Below are 18,889 nucleotides of genomic sequence, written 5' to 3' on the forward strand. Positions count from 1 at the left end.
GGCGGCATATGTCATGGTGGCAGGACCTCGAAGCAGAACACTTCGAATGGGCTGTGCCAGAGCACTTCAACATTGCGCACGCATGTGTCGATGTACAGAATCCCGATGATCTGGCCCTCGTCGTAGACACCGGTGGGCACTGGGCGCGGTACACATTCGGTGAAGTCGCCACGATGAGCCGAAAGTTCGCGACCGTGCTCGCGGATCTCGGCCTGGTCTCAGGCGATCGCGTCGGTGTGATGGTCCCACAGGGAATCGAGGTTCTGGCGACACATCTGGGCGCCTTCCGGTCCGGAATGGTCACCGTTCCACTTTCGGTCAAGTTCGGATCGGATGCGTTAGTACATCGGATGCGTGACTCCGGCGCGAAAGTTCTTGTGGTCGACAAGGACTGCTATGAAAGAGTTGCCGACGGAATCGGTGAGATACCGGGTCTCGAAGCCGTAATCGTGGTCGGAAGGCTCGATCAGCTCTCCGATTCGACGCCCGTGCAAATCCTCGATTTCCACAGCCTCGTCGACAAGGCCGCAGAAAGCGCGGAATTGGTGGCTACCGGCCCCGATTCACATGCCATCATCATCTACACCTCAGGGACGACCGGGAATCCGAAAGGCGCGCTCCACGGGCACCGAATTCTCCTGGCGCACATGCCCGGTATGCGGACGGCGTTCGACAATGCTCCGCAGCTGGGAGACGTCTTCTGGACGCCGGCAGACTGGGCCTGGATCGGTGGTTTGTTCGACGTACTGTTCCCCGCACTTGCGTTGGGGTGCCCCGTAGTTGCGACGCCCGACAAATTCACGCCTTCGCGTGCGGTCGAGATTCTGAGCCGCCACAAGGTGACGGGCGCCTTCATTCCGCCCACTGCGCTCAAGCAGATGCGAAGTATCGGCATCGACAAGACTGCTGCCCGTGGTATTCAGTTGCGGGCATTGGGAACTGGTGGTGAGGCGCTCGGTGAAGCCCTGCAGGCCTGGGTTGCGAGCACGCTCGGTGTAGATGTCAACGAGTTCTACGGGCAGACGGAAATGAATCTGACCATCGGGACTTCGCGGTCGAAGTGGAGTCCCGCCAGCGGCTCGATGGGTCGCGCCTTCCCCGGCTTCGAAGTCACCCTCCTCGATCCACTCGGCGAGCCGGTCGAGATTGGTGAGGTAGGCGAGATCTGTGTGAAGGCAGGCAATCCCGGACAGTTCCTCGGATATTGGAACCAGTCGTCGAAGACCGATGAAAAGGTGTACGACGGTTGGATTCACACCGGTGATCTGGGTCGGACTGATGACGCCGGGAACTTCTGGTACCAGGGACGTGCCGACGACGTCATTTCGTCCGCGGGGTACCGAATCGGCCCCGGAGAGATCGAAGAGTGCCTGCTCTCGCACGACGAGGTAGCCATGGCAGGTGTCATCGGTGTTCCGGATCCGTTGCGAGGCGAAGCGGTTCACGCTTTTGTCGTACTGTCCGAGGGGTCGAACTCCTCGGAGGAGCTCCGTCAGGAGTTGCAGACCCACGTGAAAAGTCGCCTTGCTTTCTACCAGTACCCGAGGGAGATCACGTTCATCGACAGCTTGCCGCTCACCACTACCGGCAAGATCCTCCGACGTGAACTCCGAGCGCTGGCCACCTCCGCGAACGGACTCGGCTAGCAGAGGGCTACATGTTGGGTAGGACCACCACGAAGAACCAGCCGCTCAGTGCCAGACCGATGAATCCGGTGAAGAGGCCGACTATTGCATCCCATGGCAGCTGGCGGGCATTCGAGAGCAGATGCCCGCCAGACTTCTTCGGGTGACGTCGGAGCGCGAAGATTCCTGTTGTGATCGCGCCGACGCCCAGCAGGATACCGAAGCCGAAAGCCCAGAACAGGAGTACCGACAGCGCGCCGAGCATCTCAGACCGCTCACTCCAGCGTGCGATGCGCTGTGTTTCGGTGGGCGGAGGCCACTTGTGTGAAGGCGACAGAGCTGCTCCGAAACGGCGGGTGTGGTGACGAATTGACTGGTCGCTGAGAAACATTGTCCACCACGCCTGGAGTTGAGTCGATGTGCCGCTGGTATGTACTCGTCTACCCCGTCTTCGTGGATATATGCCCCTGATTTCGAGGCTAGGTGCTTGCCGCTTCTTCCCAGGAGTTTCCGTTCCACACGATGGAGATGGGGTATTCGTTGTTGACCCCGTTTTCCCAGTAGTCGATGACGCCGTGGCGCTCCGATTCGAGTTCGATCCAGCCGATGGTGAATCCCCCTCGAAGTACGCGTTGAGCCCGGCGGTCGATCTTGTCCAGTGAACTGCAGAGTCCTCGCACGCGGGAGTCGATCCAGCCCGCAGAGGCATCAAGAACGGTGATCTCGACGATGCTCGCGTCGCTCAGCGGAATCTCGATGAGAAGCTCGCCGGAATCTCGTACCTCTCGGGTCGATCGATTCTCGTAGGCGTGCAACAGCTCTCGCGGTTCGAACAACGAAGGGTCGCCGTCGGACCGTCGAGACCAACCGAAACGCTGCACGGACACATTGTCTCCCACGAATTGCAGGAATGTCATTCGATGTGAATGAGGCCGTCCAGGGCGTCCAGTACCCGGTCCAGCCCGAACTCCCAGGCCGCCTCGGGGCTGTACGGGGAGTTCTTGGCCTCGCCGGCCGCCCCTCCGACTCGCTGCGCCAGCGGGAAGTCGTCGCCGAGATAAGCAGCCAGACGCTGGTTCCAGGACGACCACACCTCGGCCATGTCGGCTGCTCGGGGGTCAGGGCGCCGCGCTTGCGCCGAGGATCGGGCGAAGTCGGCGACAAATGTCAGGGCGGAGTCCCGGTCGATGTCGGTCAGTCCCGTGCCGTCGAAGGCGTGAAGTTCGTGGTCGTACTTCGCGATAGTTCCCGGACCCAACGCGGAGCGCTGATCGGAGATGTCCAGGAGCCACCAATGCTCCGTATAGAGGGCAAGTTCTTCCTCGGCGACCCGACGCACACGTTGGCGCCAGGTCATGTTCCCGTACGGCAGGAGTGGGCTGCGTCCGTGTACGGCGTCGACCATGAGCACCAGCAGATCGTCGCGGGATCCGACGTGGGTGTACACCGCCATGCCCGAGATTCCGAGGTCGGCGGCCAATCGGCGGACCGTCACGGCGTCGAGGCCGTCGGTATTCGCGACGGAGATCGCGACGTCGACCGCCTGTGAGGTGGTGACCTTCGCTCGCGGGCCGCGGGTGCCACCCTTCGGTGCGAGGGGGTGATCGCGCCAGAGCAGGTCGATCAGTTCGCGTGCCATCAGTCGTCTCCAGAAATCGGGAATACCTCAACGGCGGTATACCTTATACGGTGCATACTGTATGCACTGCATAAGGTTTATCGATCATGGGAGGCCCACGATGAAAATCACCAGCACTGCTCTGTCCTTGAACGTCGCCGACACCGACGCATCGGCAGACTTCGCGAAAACCCATTTCGGTTTCACCGAGGCCATGGCCGATGACGGCTTCGTTTCCCTGAATCATCCGGATGCCGGGGTGAACGTGGTCTTCCTGCGCACCGGGCTCGGGACGTTCAAGCCCGACTTCGTCGCAGGTCCGGCCGGTCAAGGCTTGCTCATTGCATTCGTGGTCGACGATGTCGACGCCGAGTTCGCCCGCATCGCTGCTGAAGGTGCCTCCGTCGTCACCGAACCGGAGACGGAACCGTGGGGTGAGCGTTACTGCCAGTTCGTCGACCCCAACGGAATCGTGTGGCAACTCGTTCAGTGGGTGTGAAGAACCCGAGCGCTCGGCTCCGCGGCGCGCGGCACAGAACGTAGCCAGAGGGCGCGTTCGACGGACTGGGCTTGGAAGCGCTGCGGTGAGATCCCGTGCGCAGTGCGAAACGCTCGGCTGAATGCGGGCAGGTGCGCGTAACCCAGGTTCCTCGACACCGTGCCGGGTGCAACCCCGAGTTGGAGTTGGGTGCGTGCCTGGGTCATCCGTGAAAGCGATCGCCACTGCGGATACGTGGTGCCGGTTTCGATACGGAACTCCCGGCGCAGCCTGGCCGCGTCGGTACCGAACTCTTGCGCCCACTCGTCCAGAGTGCGAGGGTCGGCCGGGCGGGCGGCGATCGTCGCTGCCAGTCGTGTGGCAATCGAATCGGCGGGCGAGGTGTTCGAAACCGGTTGTGCAAGAGGGCCGGTGGCGATGATGTCGAATGCCGTGGCGCTGTCGTGGCCGCGCGGGCGCAAGGGCGTGTATGCGGCGACGAAAGTGTGCAGCAATGCCAACTCGTCAGCGGGGGAGAACTGCACGGTCTCGAGGGCGTCGGCAGATACGGTCGACCCGTTCGAGGAGCGGAAGCCGAGCGGTAGCAGCAGTGAACCCGTCGGAACCGTGACGGTATTGAGGACGCCTGCGGGCAGAATCATGGCCTCTCCGGTGCGCAGTTCCCAGCTGCGGTCCGCGACGTCCACCCGGGCTTGGCCTCGGTAGACCCACACGGCGACGTGGGCGCCGTTGACGCGCGGCCACGTCGCATTGGCCGGTATCGGCGGCGCTGTTTCCCCGGGCTGCCTGGGCTCTGCGAGCATGCGGACCAATGCTTGATCGTTGTCGGTGTCCACGCTGCGATCGGTTGGACCGGAGAGGGCCCGGCGGCGATAGTCACTCGGGCTCTCTCCCATCTGGGCCCGGAACGCACGCGTGAATCCGCTGCCCGTTTCGAAGCCGACTTCGTTTGCAATCCAACCGATCTCGCGGTCCTGCTTCAGGTACTCCAACGACGCGGCGATCCGAGCTCGTAGCCGCCAGCGCGTGAAGGTGAGGCCGGTTTCTTCCACGAAGTACCGCTGGAGCGTTCGAATGCTGATCCCGGCACGCTGCGCGAATTGTGCCTCGGTGTCGTCGGTGCCAGGTGTTCGCAACAGGGCGTGCGCGATCTCGAACGCTTCCCGTGATTGCGGCAATTGCGGCAGCGAGGTGGCCCCGTCGTCGGCCCGGGTAATCATTTCGAACAAGGACGACGGGTGTGCAGCGTCGCCGCGCAGATAGCCCAGGTTGTGAACGAACTCGTGGATCAGTCTGTCTTCCCATCCGGGCGGAACGCGCAGACGCGTCACGGTAACCGGCCCGGCGCTGACGCCGTTCGAGGGTGGAAGCAGGATGGGGAACGCGACGGATTCCGAGTCCGTCTCCATCGAATATCGCACGCCCGCCGGGATCCACAGCAACTCGCCTGCCGGCACCTCGTAGACGGTCGATCCGGTCCTGACGCGTCCACTGCCTGCGAGAACCCAGAACAACAGGGGTGAGCGGCCGATGCTTGGCTCGGTGCGGCACGCGCGGATCGGCCCCAAGTTGATTGCGTCCGACCTTCCCGATAGTGGTAACACGTTGGCGCTCCTGGACAACCCTTGCGACTTAAGTATGGCTAACTTTACCTCTGCCGACTGCGTTCGCAGCGGCGCACTCTCGTATCTTCAGAAAGCCACATACTCATGCGCAGATCTCTACGCCCGACGGCGGCAGTACTCGCCGCGGTCGTCGCCCTCGCTCTTGCCGGCTGCTCGAATTCGTCAGGTAGTGACACCGGAACCGAGGGCACCCAGAAAACCTCCGGGGCCACCGAGGGATGGCCGCGCACCGTCGATCACGGCGGCCGTAGTACCGAGATCACTGCAAAGCCGACTCGGATCGTGTCCACCTCGCCGTCGTTGACCGGCACGCTGCTTGCGATCGGAGCGCCGGTGGTCGCGAGTGCGGCGACAACGCCGTCGGGAATGACCGATGACCAGGGGTTTTTCTCCCAGTGGTCGGGCGTGGCGGCTGATCGTGGCGTCGAGGTGCTCTACCGAAATCTCGAGCTGGACCTCGACGCGATCGAGACCTTCGAGCCCGATCTGATCATCGGCTCCGCTAACGGCGGCGACTCGACACTCGATGCCTACTCACAGCTGAGCGACATCGCACCCACTGTTCTTCTCGACTACGGCGCCAGCTCCTGGGAGGAGCTCGCTGATCAGCTCGGGACTGTCACCGGACTCGAGAGCGAGGCCGCCAAAACCGTCGACGAATACGACAGCTGGATCACCACCCAAGCCGCGAAGATCAAACTTCCCGAGCAGCCGGTGACGGCACTGGTCTACATGGGTGCCGACGGTGTCTGGACGTTCCGAGCGGACAGCCCGCAGGGCAATCTGCTGGCCTCGCTCGGCTTCACCTATGCCGAGCCCGCTGAGCAGTTTGTCGCTCCGGACAAGCGGGGTGCCTCCGGCGTCGCGATCGTCAGCTCCGAAAACATGTCTGCCGCACTAGACGCGGCGCAGACGCTGTTTGCCGTCTCGATGGGGCCCAAGGACGTGGAGAAGCAACTCGCGGCCGACCCGCTCCTTGCGAATCAACCTGCGGTCAAGGGTGATCGGGTCTACGCGATGGGAACGGCAGCTTTCCGTCTCGACTACTTCAGTGCAAAGCAGACGGTCGAGTCGCTGGTGTCCACGTTCGGTGGATGACCGCGTGGGCGTTTCTGCGCAGTCCCGGACCGAAGCGCCACCGCGGTCCGGGACGGCCGCGCGTGCGGGGTTGTTGGTCCTCGTCTCCATCGTTGTAATCGTGCTGGCATCCGTCGGCGGACTCGTCATCGGCTCACGCAACATCCCCGTCTCCACTGTCCTCGATGCAGTTCTTTCCTACGACGCCGGTAACAACGAGCACCTGATTGTGATCGAATCACGTTTGCCTCGAACAATTCTCGGGCTTGTGGTCGGGGCCGCGCTCGGACTGGCCGGCGCGCTGATGCAGTCGATCACCCGCAACCCTCTGGCCGATCCGGGACTACTCGGTGTGAACGCCGGAGCATCAGCAGCAGTCGTGATTGCGATTGCCTATCTGGGGGTGACTTCAGTCGGCGGCTATCTGTGGTTCGCGCTTGTCGGCGCGGCCGTTGCCTCGGTAGGTGTGTACATGTTGGGGTCGGCGCATCGCAGCGCCGCGACCCCAGCGCGCATGGCGCTTGCCGGTGCCGCTGTTGCGACGGCGATCACGGCTCTCACCAGCATGGTTCTCATCAGTAACGAGGCCGCATTCAATCAGTTCCGATTTTGGGCAGTGGGTTCGTTGCAAGGCCGCGGCGGAGACGTGATCGTCACTGTTCTGCCCTTCGTCATCGTCGGTATCGTGTTGTCGTTGTTGCTGATTCGTCCACTCAACGCAATCGCGCTCGGCGAGGATGTCGCCAAAGGGCTCGGTGCCAGCACCGGACCCGCACGGGTCGGATCCGCTGTCGCAGTCATCCTGCTGGCAGGGGCCGCCACTGCGGCGGCTGGACCGCTCGGATTCGTGGGCCTGGCTGCGCCGCACATCGTGCGCGGTGTCGTCGGGCCGGATCTGCGATTTCTTCTGCCGTGCGTGCTCGTTGTCGCCCCGGCATTTCTGCTCTTGGCCGACGTTCTCGGTCGCGTTGCCACCGCGCCGGGAGATCTGCAGACGGGGATCGCCGTGGCGGTGCTCGGTGGCCCCTTGTTTGTTGCGCTCGTTCGCTCGCGGCGGGTGGCGTCGCTGTGAACGCGATTGCAGCGCAGCCGGTTCCACCGCTGTTCCGCGGTTGGGTGGTTCGAATCGGGTCGTACTCGTGGCGGATAGTTCCGCGAGTGCTGTTCGTAACCGTGACAATCAGTGCGGCATTGGCGGCGCTCTCGTTTGCCACGCTGATGTATGGAACCCTGGATCTGTCCTTGGGCGAAGTATGGCGTGCCCTGCACGGCGAAGGCGCCCCAGCGGCGGTTCGGTCCGTCCAGAATCGCAGGCTGCCGCGGCTGATCACGGCGATCGGTGTGGGCGGAAGCCTCGGTGTGGCCGGCGCGGTTTTCCAGACGCTTTCGCGCAATGTTCTCGGCTCGCCGGACATCATCGGTTTCACCACCGGCGCTGCGACTGCAGCCGTGGTTCAAATCGTGTTCTTCGGAGGCGGGGTACTGCAGACCGCGGGCGCGGCTGTTCTCGGCGGCATGCTGACGGCGCTGCTGGTGTACGCGCTGGCGCGCAAAGACGGAGTCAGCGGCGGTCTTCGACTTGTCCTGGTCGGTATCGGCGTGGGCGCGATGCTGAGCGCCGTGATGTCGTTCCTGGTGGTGCGTGCGGATATCGACGACGCCACCGTTGTGCAGCAGTGGACGGCCGGCTCGCTGACCGGGCGCGGTTGGCCACACGCGGTCAGTGTTGCCATCGCCGTCGGTGTTCTCGTTCCTGCTCTCGTCGTGGTGTCCCGGCGCGTCACCATGATGGAGATGGGCGACGACGCAGCGTCCTCGCTCGGAATCTCCGTGGAGCGATACCGATTTGCCGGCATTCTGCTTGCGGTCGCGCTCACCGGAGCGGCGACCGCGGCTACCGGCCCCATCGCATTTGTGGCGCTCGCCGCTCCCCAGATCGCACGACGGTTGGCACGGCGCAGCGGTGTTCTTGTCGTGACTTCCTTCCTGCTCGGCGCAGTTCTGCTGGCGGGCGCCGACTTGATCGCGCAAGCGGTCGAGGTCGGTCTCCGCACTCCGGTCGGTCTCGTCACCAGTCTGCTCGGTGGTGCCTATCTGATCTGGCTGCTCGCTCGTCAGGCCTGAAAAAAACTCGCTACGAAAGAGATTCATGACTACTGCCACCCCAACATCGCGGTTGCGCGCCGAGAAGATCGAACTGCGGTACGCCGATCGAACCATCGTGGACGAGTTGAGTCTCGAGATCCCCGATGGAGGGTTCACCGTCGTCGTCGGACCGAACGGGTGTGGCAAGTCGACATTGTTGCGTGCGCTCGGCAGAATGCTCACACCTCGATCGGGTCGTGTTGTGCTCGACGGTAACGATATTCGGTCCTATCGAACCAAAGAAGTCGCCCGGCGAATCGCCCTGTTGCCACAGTCCCCGCTCTCGCCTGGAGCGATCAGTGTCGCAGACCTCGTATCCCGCGGCCGATATCCGTATCAGAGCATGCTGCGACAGTGGTCACCCGAAGACGAGCATGTTGTCTCCGAGGCCCTGAATGAAGTCGGAATGCGATATGCAGCAGACCAATTGGTGGACGAGCTGAGTGGGGGACAACGTCAGCGGGTATGGATCGCCATGACGCTCGCGCAGCGCACCCCGGTGTTGTTGCTCGACGAACCGACCACCTTTCTCGACATCGCCCACCAGATCGAGGTTCTCGACCTCTGTTCCCAACTGCACCAGTCCGGTCGAACGTTGGTCGCGGTCCTGCACGACCTGAACCTCGCGGCCAGATATGCCACGCACGTAGTTGCCATGCGGTCCGGAAAAATTGTCATGCAGGGCAGTGCCTCGGACGTCTTCACCCCTGAGCTACTGCGCGAAGTCTTCGACCTCGAGGCTCTGGTTCTCGAAGACCCGGAAACCGGACGGCCACTTGTTGTTCCGCGTGATCGAAGACCTGTCAGTCAGCTACCCGTCCACAACTGAACCACCGATCAGGAGATATCAATGACTACCGCATCTCGACCTGAAGAAACTGAAACGTCTGCGTCGGCAAAGGCGCCACGCGGAGAAGACCACGACCGCGGTCTCAACGACGTGGTTGCCGTCGTCGAACGCGTCGAACGGCCGACCGAGAGCATCTTGCGCATCGCCGTCCAGTTGACTTCGTCGGCGGACGACCCGAATTGGTTGCGGCCCAACGTCGCATTTCGCATCCAGCTCGGTCCGCAGTACGGCGACGTCTCTCGCGTCTACACGGTGCGCACCTGCAACGCACCGAGCGGTTCGATGACCTTCGACGTAGTGCTGCACGGCCACACCAGCCCGATGATGAGGTGGGCCGCCGACCTGCGTGTGGGTGACACGTTCTCACTCACCGGTCCTCGCCCACACTTCCTCGTTCCCGAGATCGCCGGGCGCCGCGTCGCACTGTTCGCCGACGACACCGCGATACCTGCCCTCTATTCGATTCTGCTTCAGTGGCCCGAGGGACTGACCGGCGTCGGCTGGGTCGCCACCGGTGACGCCGAGGCTTTCGCGGAACTACCCGTGATCCCCGGCCTCGAGCTGCACCATGTCGAAGATGGACTCGCCGAGTACGCCCTCGAACTCGATAACCCAGGAGACTACGCGGTGTGGGGTGCCGGGGAACGGGACGAGATGCGAGCCATTCGAGCGCATTTCCGTAAGACAGTCGGCCTGGCGAAGGACGATGTAGTTGTCTTCGGGTACTGGAAGCGAGGGGTCAGCACTACCGAGATAGATCAGAACCGACTTCGGAACTACACGAGCATCCTCGAAAACGGCGGCACGCTCGCAGACATCGACGATCTGGCAATCGGTATCTGATGCGACTGTTGGTTTCGTCAGCCCACCGCGTGTTCTTCCGGCGCCAGGGAATTGCCCGGTGCGATGTTCGAGCAGTTGTTCGGCAACTGATTTCCGTTGAAACGGTCGTTGAGCCAGGTGATGGCGCCGGGGAGCCACAGCGCGCCACCCGGAACGTGACTGATGGTGTCGTACTGGTCGTACTGGATGGACAAACCTGCGTCGCAATAGCGAGTGGCGAGTGAGCGGACGTCCCCGGCAACCATGACTCCGTCGCCAGGGCCGACGCCCGGTCCACCTGGCTGGGTGCCCTCGAGGGCTCCGTTTGCGGCTTGAGCGATGAACATCGGGATGGTGGGTATCGGCGCGTTGCCCATGTTGATCTTGTTGGCGACGTCGACATACTCGGGCACTGAGTTGGGGTTCGCATACTCTGGTTTGGCAAGGTCCTGCCAAGTCACCCCCGGGTACTGCAGGATGACGTTCCCGATCGAGGCATCCTCGATGCGAGGTAGGAGTTCGCGTCCCCGATCCCCGAGATACGGGTCGAAATCTACGTCGTAGGCACGGGCAAGTCCGACGACTGCCATCCCGACAACGCCTGCCCAACCGATGCTTCCGTTTGCGTACCGGAGGTTGTTTGCCGGGTTGACCAACAGACCACCCTGGGCGGCGCCGATCAGGTCCTCGTTGATGTCCGGGGCGTAGTCCGGAGCGAGGATGGACGCCCAGTTGGTGGCGATTGCTCCGCCCGAGTATCCCATCAGACCGATCTCGGCTGAGTCGGAAATACCTGTCTCGGGAGTGTTGCGAGCGGCACGGAGGGAGTCGAGAGTCATCATTCCGTATTCGGGTCCCGCCGCGAAGTCCGCGTTCGGGCCCTCGGTGTCGGGAATGACGACGGTGTAGCCCAGCGTCAGTAGAGGACCGAACATGACGGCTTCGCCGGAAGCGAGAGTCCCGCCGAAGGCGACATTGCGCCCGCTGGCGGTAAGGCTGCCGATCGGGGTGTCCCCCGCGATTGCCCGTGACGGCCCGTCTTCCGGGTTCAGCGAATCGTAGGCCGACTGGAACGAGACAACTTTGTCCGGCTGGGCATTGGGTGGTCGAAGAATCGATGTGACATTCGCAGACGGCCGGCCGAGAGCGTCGGTCGACCGGTACAACACCTGTACGGCTTGCAACGGGGTCGGAATGTTGACGACGTGATAGGGCAAGGTTCTCGTTTTGAGCACGGCCCCAGGCTGATACGACGACAGCGGTGCCGAACCGTCGTACTGATAGAAGGAATCCGCCGACGGTTGCGCGGCGACAGTAGGTGCTGTGATGCCTGTGAGTGCAATGGCTGTCAGCGCCACCGCTCCCTGAAAGAGAATCTTTGATGCCACGATCGACCCTTCGGTTTCGTATGTCTCTCGGTACTTGACGGGCTGGTGTGATGACGACCACACGCTATCTTACTTTTGAGTAATAAACGAGAGGCTTGCGCTGTTTGTTTGAATCATGCATGGACGCAATGTGATTGAGATCTTTGAAGTGGCCTTGCTAATTCTGTTCAGGATGCCATGTGTACGATACGACTAGTAGCTGTCGCGACGAGCTGCTGCCTTGGGCTGTTCCGGGTCGTCCGATTCCGGGAAATGCTCTGTGCTGCAAGGTCTTGAAGGACTAAGGAGTGGACATGGGTAAGCGCGCTCCCGATGACGGCATGTTTCGGGACTCGGGTGATGCCGAGACGGGATTGCTGACTCCTCCGAGGGGTGCACGTAGTGAGGCGGCTCACGAGAAGGCCCTCAGATCAGCAGAAGCTCTTCTGAAATCCGGTGGAATGAAGGCCGCGACCATCGATGCGATCTCCGAACAATCCGGTGTCAGCAAGGTGACTCTGTATCGGCACTGGCCGTCGCGGCAAGCTATCGCTGCTGAAGCATTTGGTGTGCTCATGGCTCGTCATCTGACATTTCCCGAGACTGATAGTGCGCAAGCCGATTTGAACGACTATCTGGGTGACATCGGAAAGTTCTACCGAGGTCCACTCGGGTCGATCTTTGCCGAACTTGTCGGCGCGTGTGCCAACGATCCGACGACGGCGGCATACTTCCGCACGTTCTTCCTCGACGAACGCCGTCGAGGTTTCGCCGCACTGATTCGGCGATGTGTGGATTCCGGCTACTTTCGCGAAGACATCGACACCGAGGAAGCGATCGATCTGTTCTTCGGGCCGTTGATCTACCGGATGTTGGTCGGGCACGCGGGTATCGACGACAACACTGTGCGCTCGATCATCGATCACGCAGTTCGTGGACTCCGGAGTGGTGCATAGACGGGTTCTCCGTTGAGAATCCGCAGCGCAGGGGAGGGCGAATTGCCCTCCCCTCACTGCGATGTGCCTCAACACTCGGGTGTCAGCTGAGCATCTTCAGTACTAGCTGGTACTCACCGTTGATCTCGGCGTTGCGAAGCGGCTTGGCGGCGTCGACCACGATTTCCGTGGCGTCGTCGTGCGCCTTCAGTAGGCCGATGGTCTCGGCAATGTAGTCATCAAGTGGCAGAGCTGATTCCGAGTTCTCCTGACCCATCAGCGTGGTGCGGACTCCTGGTGGGATGAGTTCGATGCACCGGATCGAGGTATCGGCGAGTTGTACGCGCATGCTCTCGGTGAAGAGATGAACCGCCGCCTTTGTCGCGTTGTACGTGGGCGTGATGGGCAGCGGGACGAAGCCGACGGCGGATGAGACGGTGACGATGGTGGCATTGGGCTTCGTCATCAGATGCGGGATGAACTGGCCGGCCAAGCGAATTGTTCCGAGAAGGTTTGTCGTGACGGTTCTCTCGGCGATGTCGAGGAAGTCCGGGTTCTTCAAGTCTTCTGGGTACATGATTCCCGACATCGTCACGAGGACGTTCAGATCGGGAAATTCCTCGGTGACGGATTCATGCGCCGTTCGAATGGATTTCGGGTCGTCCACGTCGATAACGACTGTGCTGATGCCCGGGTACTTGTCCGAGATCTCTTGGAGCAGAGCGGATCGACGCCCTCCGACGATTACCTTGTTCCCCTCGTTCTGCAATCCCACTGCAAGTGCGAGGCCGATACCGGAGGTTCCGCCGGCAATGAAGATGGTATTTCCCGAGATTTTCAATTTGTGCTTCCTTGGTTTGTCGTGGGCGTCGACGTGGCGACAGTGATGGATTTGAGTTGGGTGTATTCGTTGAGCGTCTCGAGGCAGAACTCTCGCCCCAGGCCGCTTTCCTTGAATCCCCCGAAGGGGACACCGCCTCCCAGATTGAAGTACTGATTGATCCAGACGCAGCCCGCATCAAGACGATCCGCGGTTTCCATCGCGTTCTTCAGGTTGGAGGTATAGATCCCAGCAGCGAGACCGTACGGAGTGTCATTGGCTTCTGCGATCACGTGCTCGTAGTTGTTCCATCTGAGGACGCACAGGACAGGTCCGAAGATTTCGTCCTGTGCGATTCGCATCGAGTTGGTGACCTCGAGAATCGTCGGCGCGACGAAGTTTCCGGCTTCGAATCCCGGCACTTCTACCAGATCCCCGCCTGTAAGTAGTTGTGCGCCTTCGTCGATCCCGGATTTGATCATGGAGATCACACGTTCGGCGTGTTCCTGGTGGATCAATCCGCTCAGTTCGGTGTCCTCGTTCAGTGGCGGCCCGACTCGCAATGATCGGAATCCTGCGACGAGTTTTTCCAGGAAGGTGTCATAGATATCCTCGTGGATGAAGAGACGTGTTCCGGCCAAGCAGGATTGGCCGTTGCACATGAGGACACCTGCGGTGGCATCGGCGACCACTGCATCGATGTCCTCGATATCAGGAAACACGATGCTGGGACTCTTGCCGCCGAGTTCGAGTGTGGTCGAGATCAGCCGTGAGGCTGCGGCGTGTGCCACGAGTCGGCCGACTTCGGTGCTTCCGGTGAAAGCGAGTTTGCTGACCTTCGGATGGTCTATCAGGTCTGCGCCGGCTTCCTCGCCAAGACCAGGGACAACATTGAAAACGCCTGCGGGTAACACGTCGGCGGCGATCCTGGCCAGCTCCATGACGGAAACGCAAGCATTTTCATCAGGTTTGAGGACCACTGTGTTTCCCGCAGCGAGAGCAGGTGCAATCTTGAACGCCGTCATTACCACGGGATCGTTCCAGGGAATGATCTGTCCACATACGCCCAATGGCACTCGCTTCGCGACCAGGTATCCCGATGCCAACTCGCGGCCGAAGCCATGGTGGGCCAGCGAGATTGACGCAAAGTATCGCAGGTGTGAGACGGCGGCTCGATAGTCCTCGCGCATCTCACTGATATGGCGCCCGGTATCCATACATTCGAGCTGGGCAAGCTCTTCGGCCTGATCCTCCACGAGCGCGGCAAACTGCAAGATTTTGGCGGATCGTTCTTCAGCGGTCAGGTTCGCCCATGCAGGAAATGCCCGCCTGGCGGCTTCGACCGCGTCGTCGATCTCTGTGGGCCCGCACCGAGACAGTGTGGCGAGTAGAGCGCCGGAAGCGGCGTTACGGGCCTCGAATGTGGATGTGCCCATGGCTCGGAACGCTCCGTTGATGAACGCACCGTATTCACGAACTGCTTGACCTTCCATGGAACCTCCTAGATCGGTCAATCACTGACTGACGAAGTGTACTGTACGTTTCGTACACTTGGCGATGGTCGGTTCTCGAACCGGCCTCTCGTTCGCCGCTGGTTTCCGTTGGCTACTCTCGCTTTGATCAACTCGAGAATGCGGCGGTGAGAGGTGGGGCGGTGACGGCGAGGATCACCGAGGGCGTGTTCTTCACTACGCCGCCGGATCTGCCGCGAGGTCGGCATGAACTGAGCAGGGATGACGTACTGACTGCGCAGCGCGAGCGACTGATGATCGCCACGACGGAACTGATGGCGGACTCGGGTTATCAGGGCGTCGGGGTGCGTCAGATCGCCAAGCGGGCAAGAATTTCGCCAGCCGCGTTCTATGAATGTTTTCCTGACAAGGATGCGTGCGTCTTTGCTGCGTACGGCAGGTTCATCGAAGTTCTGCTCACTCGTATTCGCGGGATCTTTCCGGTCGGTTCCTTTGCTTGGGACCGCCACGCCATCGCTGATATCGTCGAGGGTTATCTGACTGCGCTGAACGCAGATCCCGTTGTGGCTCGGGCATTTCAAGTAGAGATGGATGCTCTCGGGCGACGCGCGCGCGTGCAACGAAGAGCTGCACTGGTCGGGATGTCCGAAGTGCTGAAAGCGGAGCGTGAGCGAGCCCCGGGCAATCCGCGAGTCCCGCTGAGCGCTTATGTCGGAGCGGTGTATGCCATTCGGCAGCTTGCATCCGATGCGCTCGACGAGCCGGAGAAGGGGTCGATCGTAGCCCTGTCGGCCGAGGCTGGCGTGTGGATCGAGGCCATGCTTTCCGCCGTGTCGAACTGAGCCTGGCTGGCCGAGAAGTGCCTGAAGGGCACGTCCCGAACAAGTTCTGCGTGACTTGCGTCATACGAACCTGTATAAAAGAAACGTCTGTAACTTTTATAGTTCGAACAGAGAGACTCCTTCATGATCCTTCGTCGCGTGATACCCGCAATCGCGGCTTCCGCACTGCTCGCAATCTCGAGCCTCGCTCAAGCGAACGCGGAACCATTCACTGGTTCAACCGGTTCCGTGGGCTCTCTCGGCTCGACGGGTCCTGTTGCGGGATGTCCCGAGTCGATCGATCCGGCATCGTTCGCCACGGCTGACGATCTGCGTGACCTCAATGCAAAGATTGCCGGCTTCGGCCTCCGATCGACGGCAAGCGCCGAGCACGAGAGCATGATCGACTGGGTCGAAGACAGCATGCGTGCACTACCTGGCGTCGCGATTGATTCGGACGATTATCAGATCAAGCGCTGGCAGCCGTCACCGTTGGCGTCAGATGGTCCTGGCCGCGACCTGGTGGCTGCCGGCAAGCTGGCTGTATTGCAGCCGGATGCTGCACCGGAAGTACTACGGACAGCAGGCGCGGTCCCGTACTCACTGCCCACGGGCGAGGAAGGCCGGACGGCTCCACTGGTCTATCTTCCACCTGGAACCGCGATCACGCCGGAGAACTCGAAGGGTCGCATCGTGATTCGCGATGTCCAGAGCCCAGCAGTGCCGTATGCGACTTTTGCTGCTTTCTCGCATTACATGACTCCCGACTTCCCGGTGGCGGGTGACTACGAACGGCCGTTCACTGCGGCGCTCGAAACGGATCCATTGGCAGCAGGACTCGCGGGTGCGGCCGGGCTCATTCTCGCGTGGAACGTTCCTGCAGAACAGATTCAAGGCTACTTCGATCCTCACACCGGCACACACTTCACCGTGCCCGCGGTATGGGCAGGCGTCGACGAAGCTGTCCGACTCAAGCAGTTGGCGGAATCCGGAACCGAGGCGAAGATCTCTGTTCTCGCGGACGTCGACACGGCTCCCACTCGAAATCTGATCGCCACGATTCCCGGGCAGAGCCAGGAAAGAATTGTGATCAACACCCACACCGACGGCGCAACCTGGGTGCAGGAGAACGGCAGTGCTGCGGTTCTGGCACTCGCACAGTATCTTTCGCGTCTGCCACTCGAATGCCGTCCACGTACCTACGAGTTCGTCTTTGCCAGTGCACATCTGCATATGTCTCGAGAGGGAACAGATCGGTACGCGACGGAGCTAGACAAGGAATACGACAGCGGATCCGTCGCCTTCGACTTCTCTGTCGAGCACATGGGTACGCGGGAGATTCTGCCTGTCGATCGCACAGATGGACCCGGCCAGAGGCTTGAATTCACCGGGGTCGGTGAGCCGTACTCGTGGTTCGCCGGAAGTGAAAGTCCGGCACTGGTCGCCGCATTGGTGGCAGCGGTCAAGTCTCATCCGCTCGACCGGACGGCAGTTCTGCGGGGCTTCGACCGGCCGCAGCCTGCCCGAGTTCCCGTGTTCTGCAGCTTCGGAGGCCTCGGCACGAGCTTCCATAATCGTCTGATTCCGACCATCGGAGGAATCTCCGGTCCCTGGTCGCTGTGGGCTCCGTCGTTCGGCGCCGACGCGATCGACTTCGAACGTATGCATCAGCAGACGCTGGTCATGGGTGACACCCTGCTCGTGCTCGACAGCACTCCCCGTGAGGAACTCGCGGGTGGCTATCCGGCGGAGCGAGCAGCGCGTGCGGCCGGTGCGCAGACATGCACTCACTTGCTGCCTCCGGAAGATGCACCCATTCCGCAGTGATAACGATGGGAGCGGCTGAGCGATAGTGGTTGTCGCTCAGCCGATTTCCTAGACGACCGGCAGATTTTTCATGGCCTGTGAGACATAACCGGTGCCAATTTTGACGCCACCCAGCCACTCGGTCAGACGAACTGCCTCGGCGTCGAGCGCCCGTTGCGCATCCGCGGACACGGATTCGAGTACTCGAACGTGGACCACTCCGGCGGCGTCTTGGATCCAGCAGCCCACGACACGACCGTCGACCCAAGCTGTGGTGCCGGCATTACCTCGGGTGTCGAAGAGTTGGTTGCGGTGCGGGCCGAGATAGAAGTCACGGTTCTTCCACCCCATGATCGTCGGGTCGAGCACCGGTAGGAGTGCCACCCAAGGACCTGGATCAGGCACCGTGGCGACGTCATCGGGTAGCAACCAGCCGGTGTCGCCTCCGTCGAGTGAGACTGCAACGGCGTCGAGTTCGGCGAGGGCGGCCCGGACGACCGTCTTCGTCGAGCCCAGCCACCAGACGATGTCGTCTTCCGTGCCCGGCCCGAAGGTGTAGAGCCAACGGCGGACTATTTCTCGATAGCCGTCTGCGGATTCGAGATCGACGGGGGCGTCGTCGAGCCAATGTCGAGTGAGAGTCCACAGTGGGCGTGAGACGGGGAAGCGGGCGGTGTTGGTGCCGCGCATGATGTCTGCGGTCGCCCCGAGATGCGTGAGAACCCTGGGTGCCGACCAGATTTCACCTGCCGAACCCTCGACCTTGACGTCTATCATCGGCACGGCCTGACGAATCTCTACCGCTGAAAGCCCTTCAGGCCTATCGGTGAGCAACTTCAGCACTTCCGTCCGTGCGCGATCGAGCCAGTCGTTGCCGTCGACGGCGAGTCCGGCCTTGACGACATCCTTGGCCATTCGTGCCCGCTCGGTGTTCGCGACGCGGGCGGACGCACTCGACCACGCGGCCGGCAGCAAGTCGCGGGGAAAGGTGAAGAGTGTGCGGCGCATTGCCAATTGCTTCACGAGACTGCGTTGGTCGTACAGGGCGCGGTCGACGTCGGCGGCGTCCACGGACCGAACCCTCGCCCAGCAAGACAGATAGACCGTCGCTGACTCGGTGGCGTGCAGTACCGTCATCGCCCGCGTGGCAGCTTCCGGCGAATCGACGTGGAACATTGGCTCCAGCGCATGACGTACTCCTATGCGAGCACGACGTTCGTCGTCGGAGACATGGCGCATCAGGCCATCGTGTCACAGTCCAGGTGCGTCGTATCAGCTAGTTGCGCGAGGGTTCGGTTGCGCCAGTAGTCGTCGTGTCGGAGATGTGTGATTGCACCCGGGGTGGTCGCGAAGGTCGCAAATCCTGCGGCGTCGACGGGAATCTGTAGCCAGGCGGAGACGACGAAT

Annotated in this window: 18 protein-coding genes; 10 read left to right on the plus strand and 8 right to left on the minus strand. The window is 61.7% G+C overall.

What is annotated here, in order from left to right:
- The first annotated feature begins 8 nt into the window (after nt 1-8).
- Nucleotides 9-1,646, plus strand: coding sequence for an AMP-binding protein (locus RWT78_RS08465; RefSeq protein WP_399551553.1), 1,638 nt, complete (start codon nt 9-11; stop codon nt 1,644-1,646).
- Nucleotides 1,647-1,653: 7 nt separating this feature from the next.
- Here the strand turns inward: RWT78_RS08465 and RWT78_RS08470 are convergent, their stop codons facing one another.
- The 3 genes from RWT78_RS08470 to RWT78_RS08480 all read right to left on the minus strand — a co-directional run bounded on the left by RWT78_RS08470 (nt 1,654) and on the right by RWT78_RS08480 (nt 3,264).
- A complete protein-coding gene (locus RWT78_RS08470; protein ID WP_003942917.1) occupies nt 1,654-1,890 on the minus strand; it encodes a hypothetical protein in 237 nt (78 codons plus the stop codon).
- A gap of 214 nt (nt 1,891-2,104) precedes the next feature.
- A complete protein-coding gene (locus tag RWT78_RS08475) occupies nt 2,105-2,542 on the minus strand; it encodes a hypothetical protein (RefSeq protein WP_054825057.1) in 438 nt (145 codons plus the stop codon).
- Entirely contained in the window at nt 2,539-3,264 is a 726-nt protein-coding gene (locus RWT78_RS08480; RefSeq protein ID WP_314675279.1) for a TetR/AcrR family transcriptional regulator C-terminal domain-containing protein, read from the minus strand. The genes RWT78_RS08475 and RWT78_RS08480 overlap by 4 nt, the downstream gene beginning before the upstream one ends.
- Nucleotides 3,265-3,364: 100 nt before the next feature.
- On the opposite strand from RWT78_RS08480, the gene RWT78_RS08485 reads away from it, so the two are divergent.
- Nucleotides 3,365-3,742, plus strand: coding sequence for a glyoxalase/bleomycin resistance/extradiol dioxygenase family protein (locus RWT78_RS08485; RefSeq protein WP_003943112.1), 378 nt, complete (start codon nt 3,365-3,367; stop codon nt 3,740-3,742).
- Here RWT78_RS08485 and RWT78_RS08490 read toward each other — a convergent pair.
- Entirely contained in the window at nt 3,730-5,346 is a 1,617-nt protein-coding gene (locus RWT78_RS08490) for a helix-turn-helix domain-containing protein (RefSeq protein ID WP_314675280.1), read from the minus strand. The two genes, RWT78_RS08485 and RWT78_RS08490, sit on opposite strands and share 13 nt — an antisense overlap.
- 105 nt (nt 5,347-5,451) lie before the next feature.
- On the opposite strand from RWT78_RS08490, the gene fepB reads away from it, so the two are divergent.
- The 5 genes from fepB to RWT78_RS08515 are packed head-to-tail and all read left to right on the plus strand — an operon-like array spanning nt 5,452 to nt 10,282.
- Nucleotides 5,452-6,465, plus strand: coding sequence for a Fe2+-enterobactin ABC transporter substrate-binding protein (gene fepB, locus RWT78_RS08495; protein ID WP_314675281.1), 1,014 nt, complete (start codon nt 5,452-5,454; stop codon nt 6,463-6,465).
- The gene (locus RWT78_RS08500; RefSeq protein ID WP_037130499.1) at nt 6,458-7,516 is read left to right on the plus strand and encodes an iron chelate uptake ABC transporter family permease subunit; all 1,059 of its coding nucleotides are present in this window, start codon (nt 6,458-6,460) and stop codon (nt 7,514-7,516) included. Before fepB ends, RWT78_RS08500 begins: the two co-directional genes overlap by 8 nt.
- A complete protein-coding gene (locus tag RWT78_RS08505; protein WP_314675285.1) occupies nt 7,513-8,568 on the plus strand; it encodes an iron chelate uptake ABC transporter family permease subunit in 1,056 nt (351 codons plus the stop codon). The genes RWT78_RS08500 and RWT78_RS08505 overlap by 4 nt, the downstream gene beginning before the upstream one ends.
- 25 nt (nt 8,569-8,593) lie before the next feature.
- A complete protein-coding gene (locus RWT78_RS08510) occupies nt 8,594-9,418 on the plus strand; it encodes an ABC transporter ATP-binding protein (RefSeq protein ID WP_003943123.1) in 825 nt (274 codons plus the stop codon).
- A gap of 21 nt (nt 9,419-9,439) precedes the next feature.
- Nucleotides 9,440-10,282, plus strand: coding sequence for a siderophore-interacting protein (locus RWT78_RS08515; protein ID WP_314675288.1), 843 nt, complete (start codon nt 9,440-9,442; stop codon nt 10,280-10,282).
- Between the two features lie 17 nt (nt 10,283-10,299).
- Here RWT78_RS08515 and RWT78_RS08520 read toward each other — a convergent pair whose 3' ends face one another.
- The gene (locus RWT78_RS08520; RefSeq protein WP_314675291.1) at nt 10,300-11,649 is read right to left on the minus strand and encodes a lipase family protein; all 1,350 of its coding nucleotides are present in this window, start codon (nt 11,647-11,649) and stop codon (nt 10,300-10,302) included.
- 293 nt (nt 11,650-11,942) lie between these two features.
- Between RWT78_RS08520 and RWT78_RS08525 the strand changes: the two genes are divergently transcribed.
- Nucleotides 11,943-12,584, plus strand: coding sequence for a TetR/AcrR family transcriptional regulator (locus tag RWT78_RS08525; RefSeq protein ID WP_021346000.1), 642 nt, complete (start codon nt 11,943-11,945; stop codon nt 12,582-12,584).
- Between the two features lie 82 nt (nt 12,585-12,666).
- Here the strand turns inward: RWT78_RS08525 and RWT78_RS08530 are convergent, their stop codons facing one another.
- Together RWT78_RS08530 and RWT78_RS08535 are read right to left on the minus strand one after the other, a co-directional pair.
- Nucleotides 12,667-13,404, minus strand: coding sequence for an SDR family NAD(P)-dependent oxidoreductase (locus RWT78_RS08530; RefSeq protein ID WP_314675294.1), 738 nt, complete (start codon nt 13,402-13,404; stop codon nt 12,667-12,669).
- Nucleotides 13,401-14,876, minus strand: a complete 1,476-nt coding sequence (locus tag RWT78_RS08535; RefSeq protein WP_314675296.1) for an aldehyde dehydrogenase family protein — start codon at nt 14,874-14,876, stop codon at nt 13,401-13,403. Before RWT78_RS08535 ends, RWT78_RS08530 begins: the two co-directional genes overlap by 4 nt.
- 161 nt (nt 14,877-15,037) lie before the next feature.
- Between RWT78_RS08535 and RWT78_RS08540 the strand changes: the two genes are divergently transcribed.
- Entirely contained in the window at nt 15,038-15,697 is a 660-nt protein-coding gene (locus RWT78_RS08540; RefSeq protein ID WP_133727338.1) for a TetR/AcrR family transcriptional regulator, read from the plus strand.
- A gap of 123 nt (nt 15,698-15,820) precedes the next feature.
- A complete protein-coding gene (locus tag RWT78_RS08545) occupies nt 15,821-17,503 on the plus strand; it encodes a hypothetical protein (RefSeq protein ID WP_314675301.1) in 1,683 nt (560 codons plus the stop codon).
- A gap of 48 nt (nt 17,504-17,551) precedes the next feature.
- Here RWT78_RS08545 and RWT78_RS08550 read toward each other — a convergent pair whose 3' ends face one another.
- Nucleotides 17,552-18,721, minus strand: a complete 1,170-nt coding sequence (locus RWT78_RS08550) for a winged helix DNA-binding domain-containing protein (RefSeq protein WP_314675303.1) — start codon at nt 18,719-18,721, stop codon at nt 17,552-17,554.
- Nucleotides 18,722-18,889 lie beyond the last annotated feature (168 nt).

Origin of the sequence: uncultured Rhodococcus sp. (assembly GCF_963525155.1) — a bacterium.
Taxonomy (GTDB): Bacteria; Actinomycetota; Actinomycetes; order Mycobacteriales; family Mycobacteriaceae; genus Rhodococcus_F; species Rhodococcus_F qingshengii.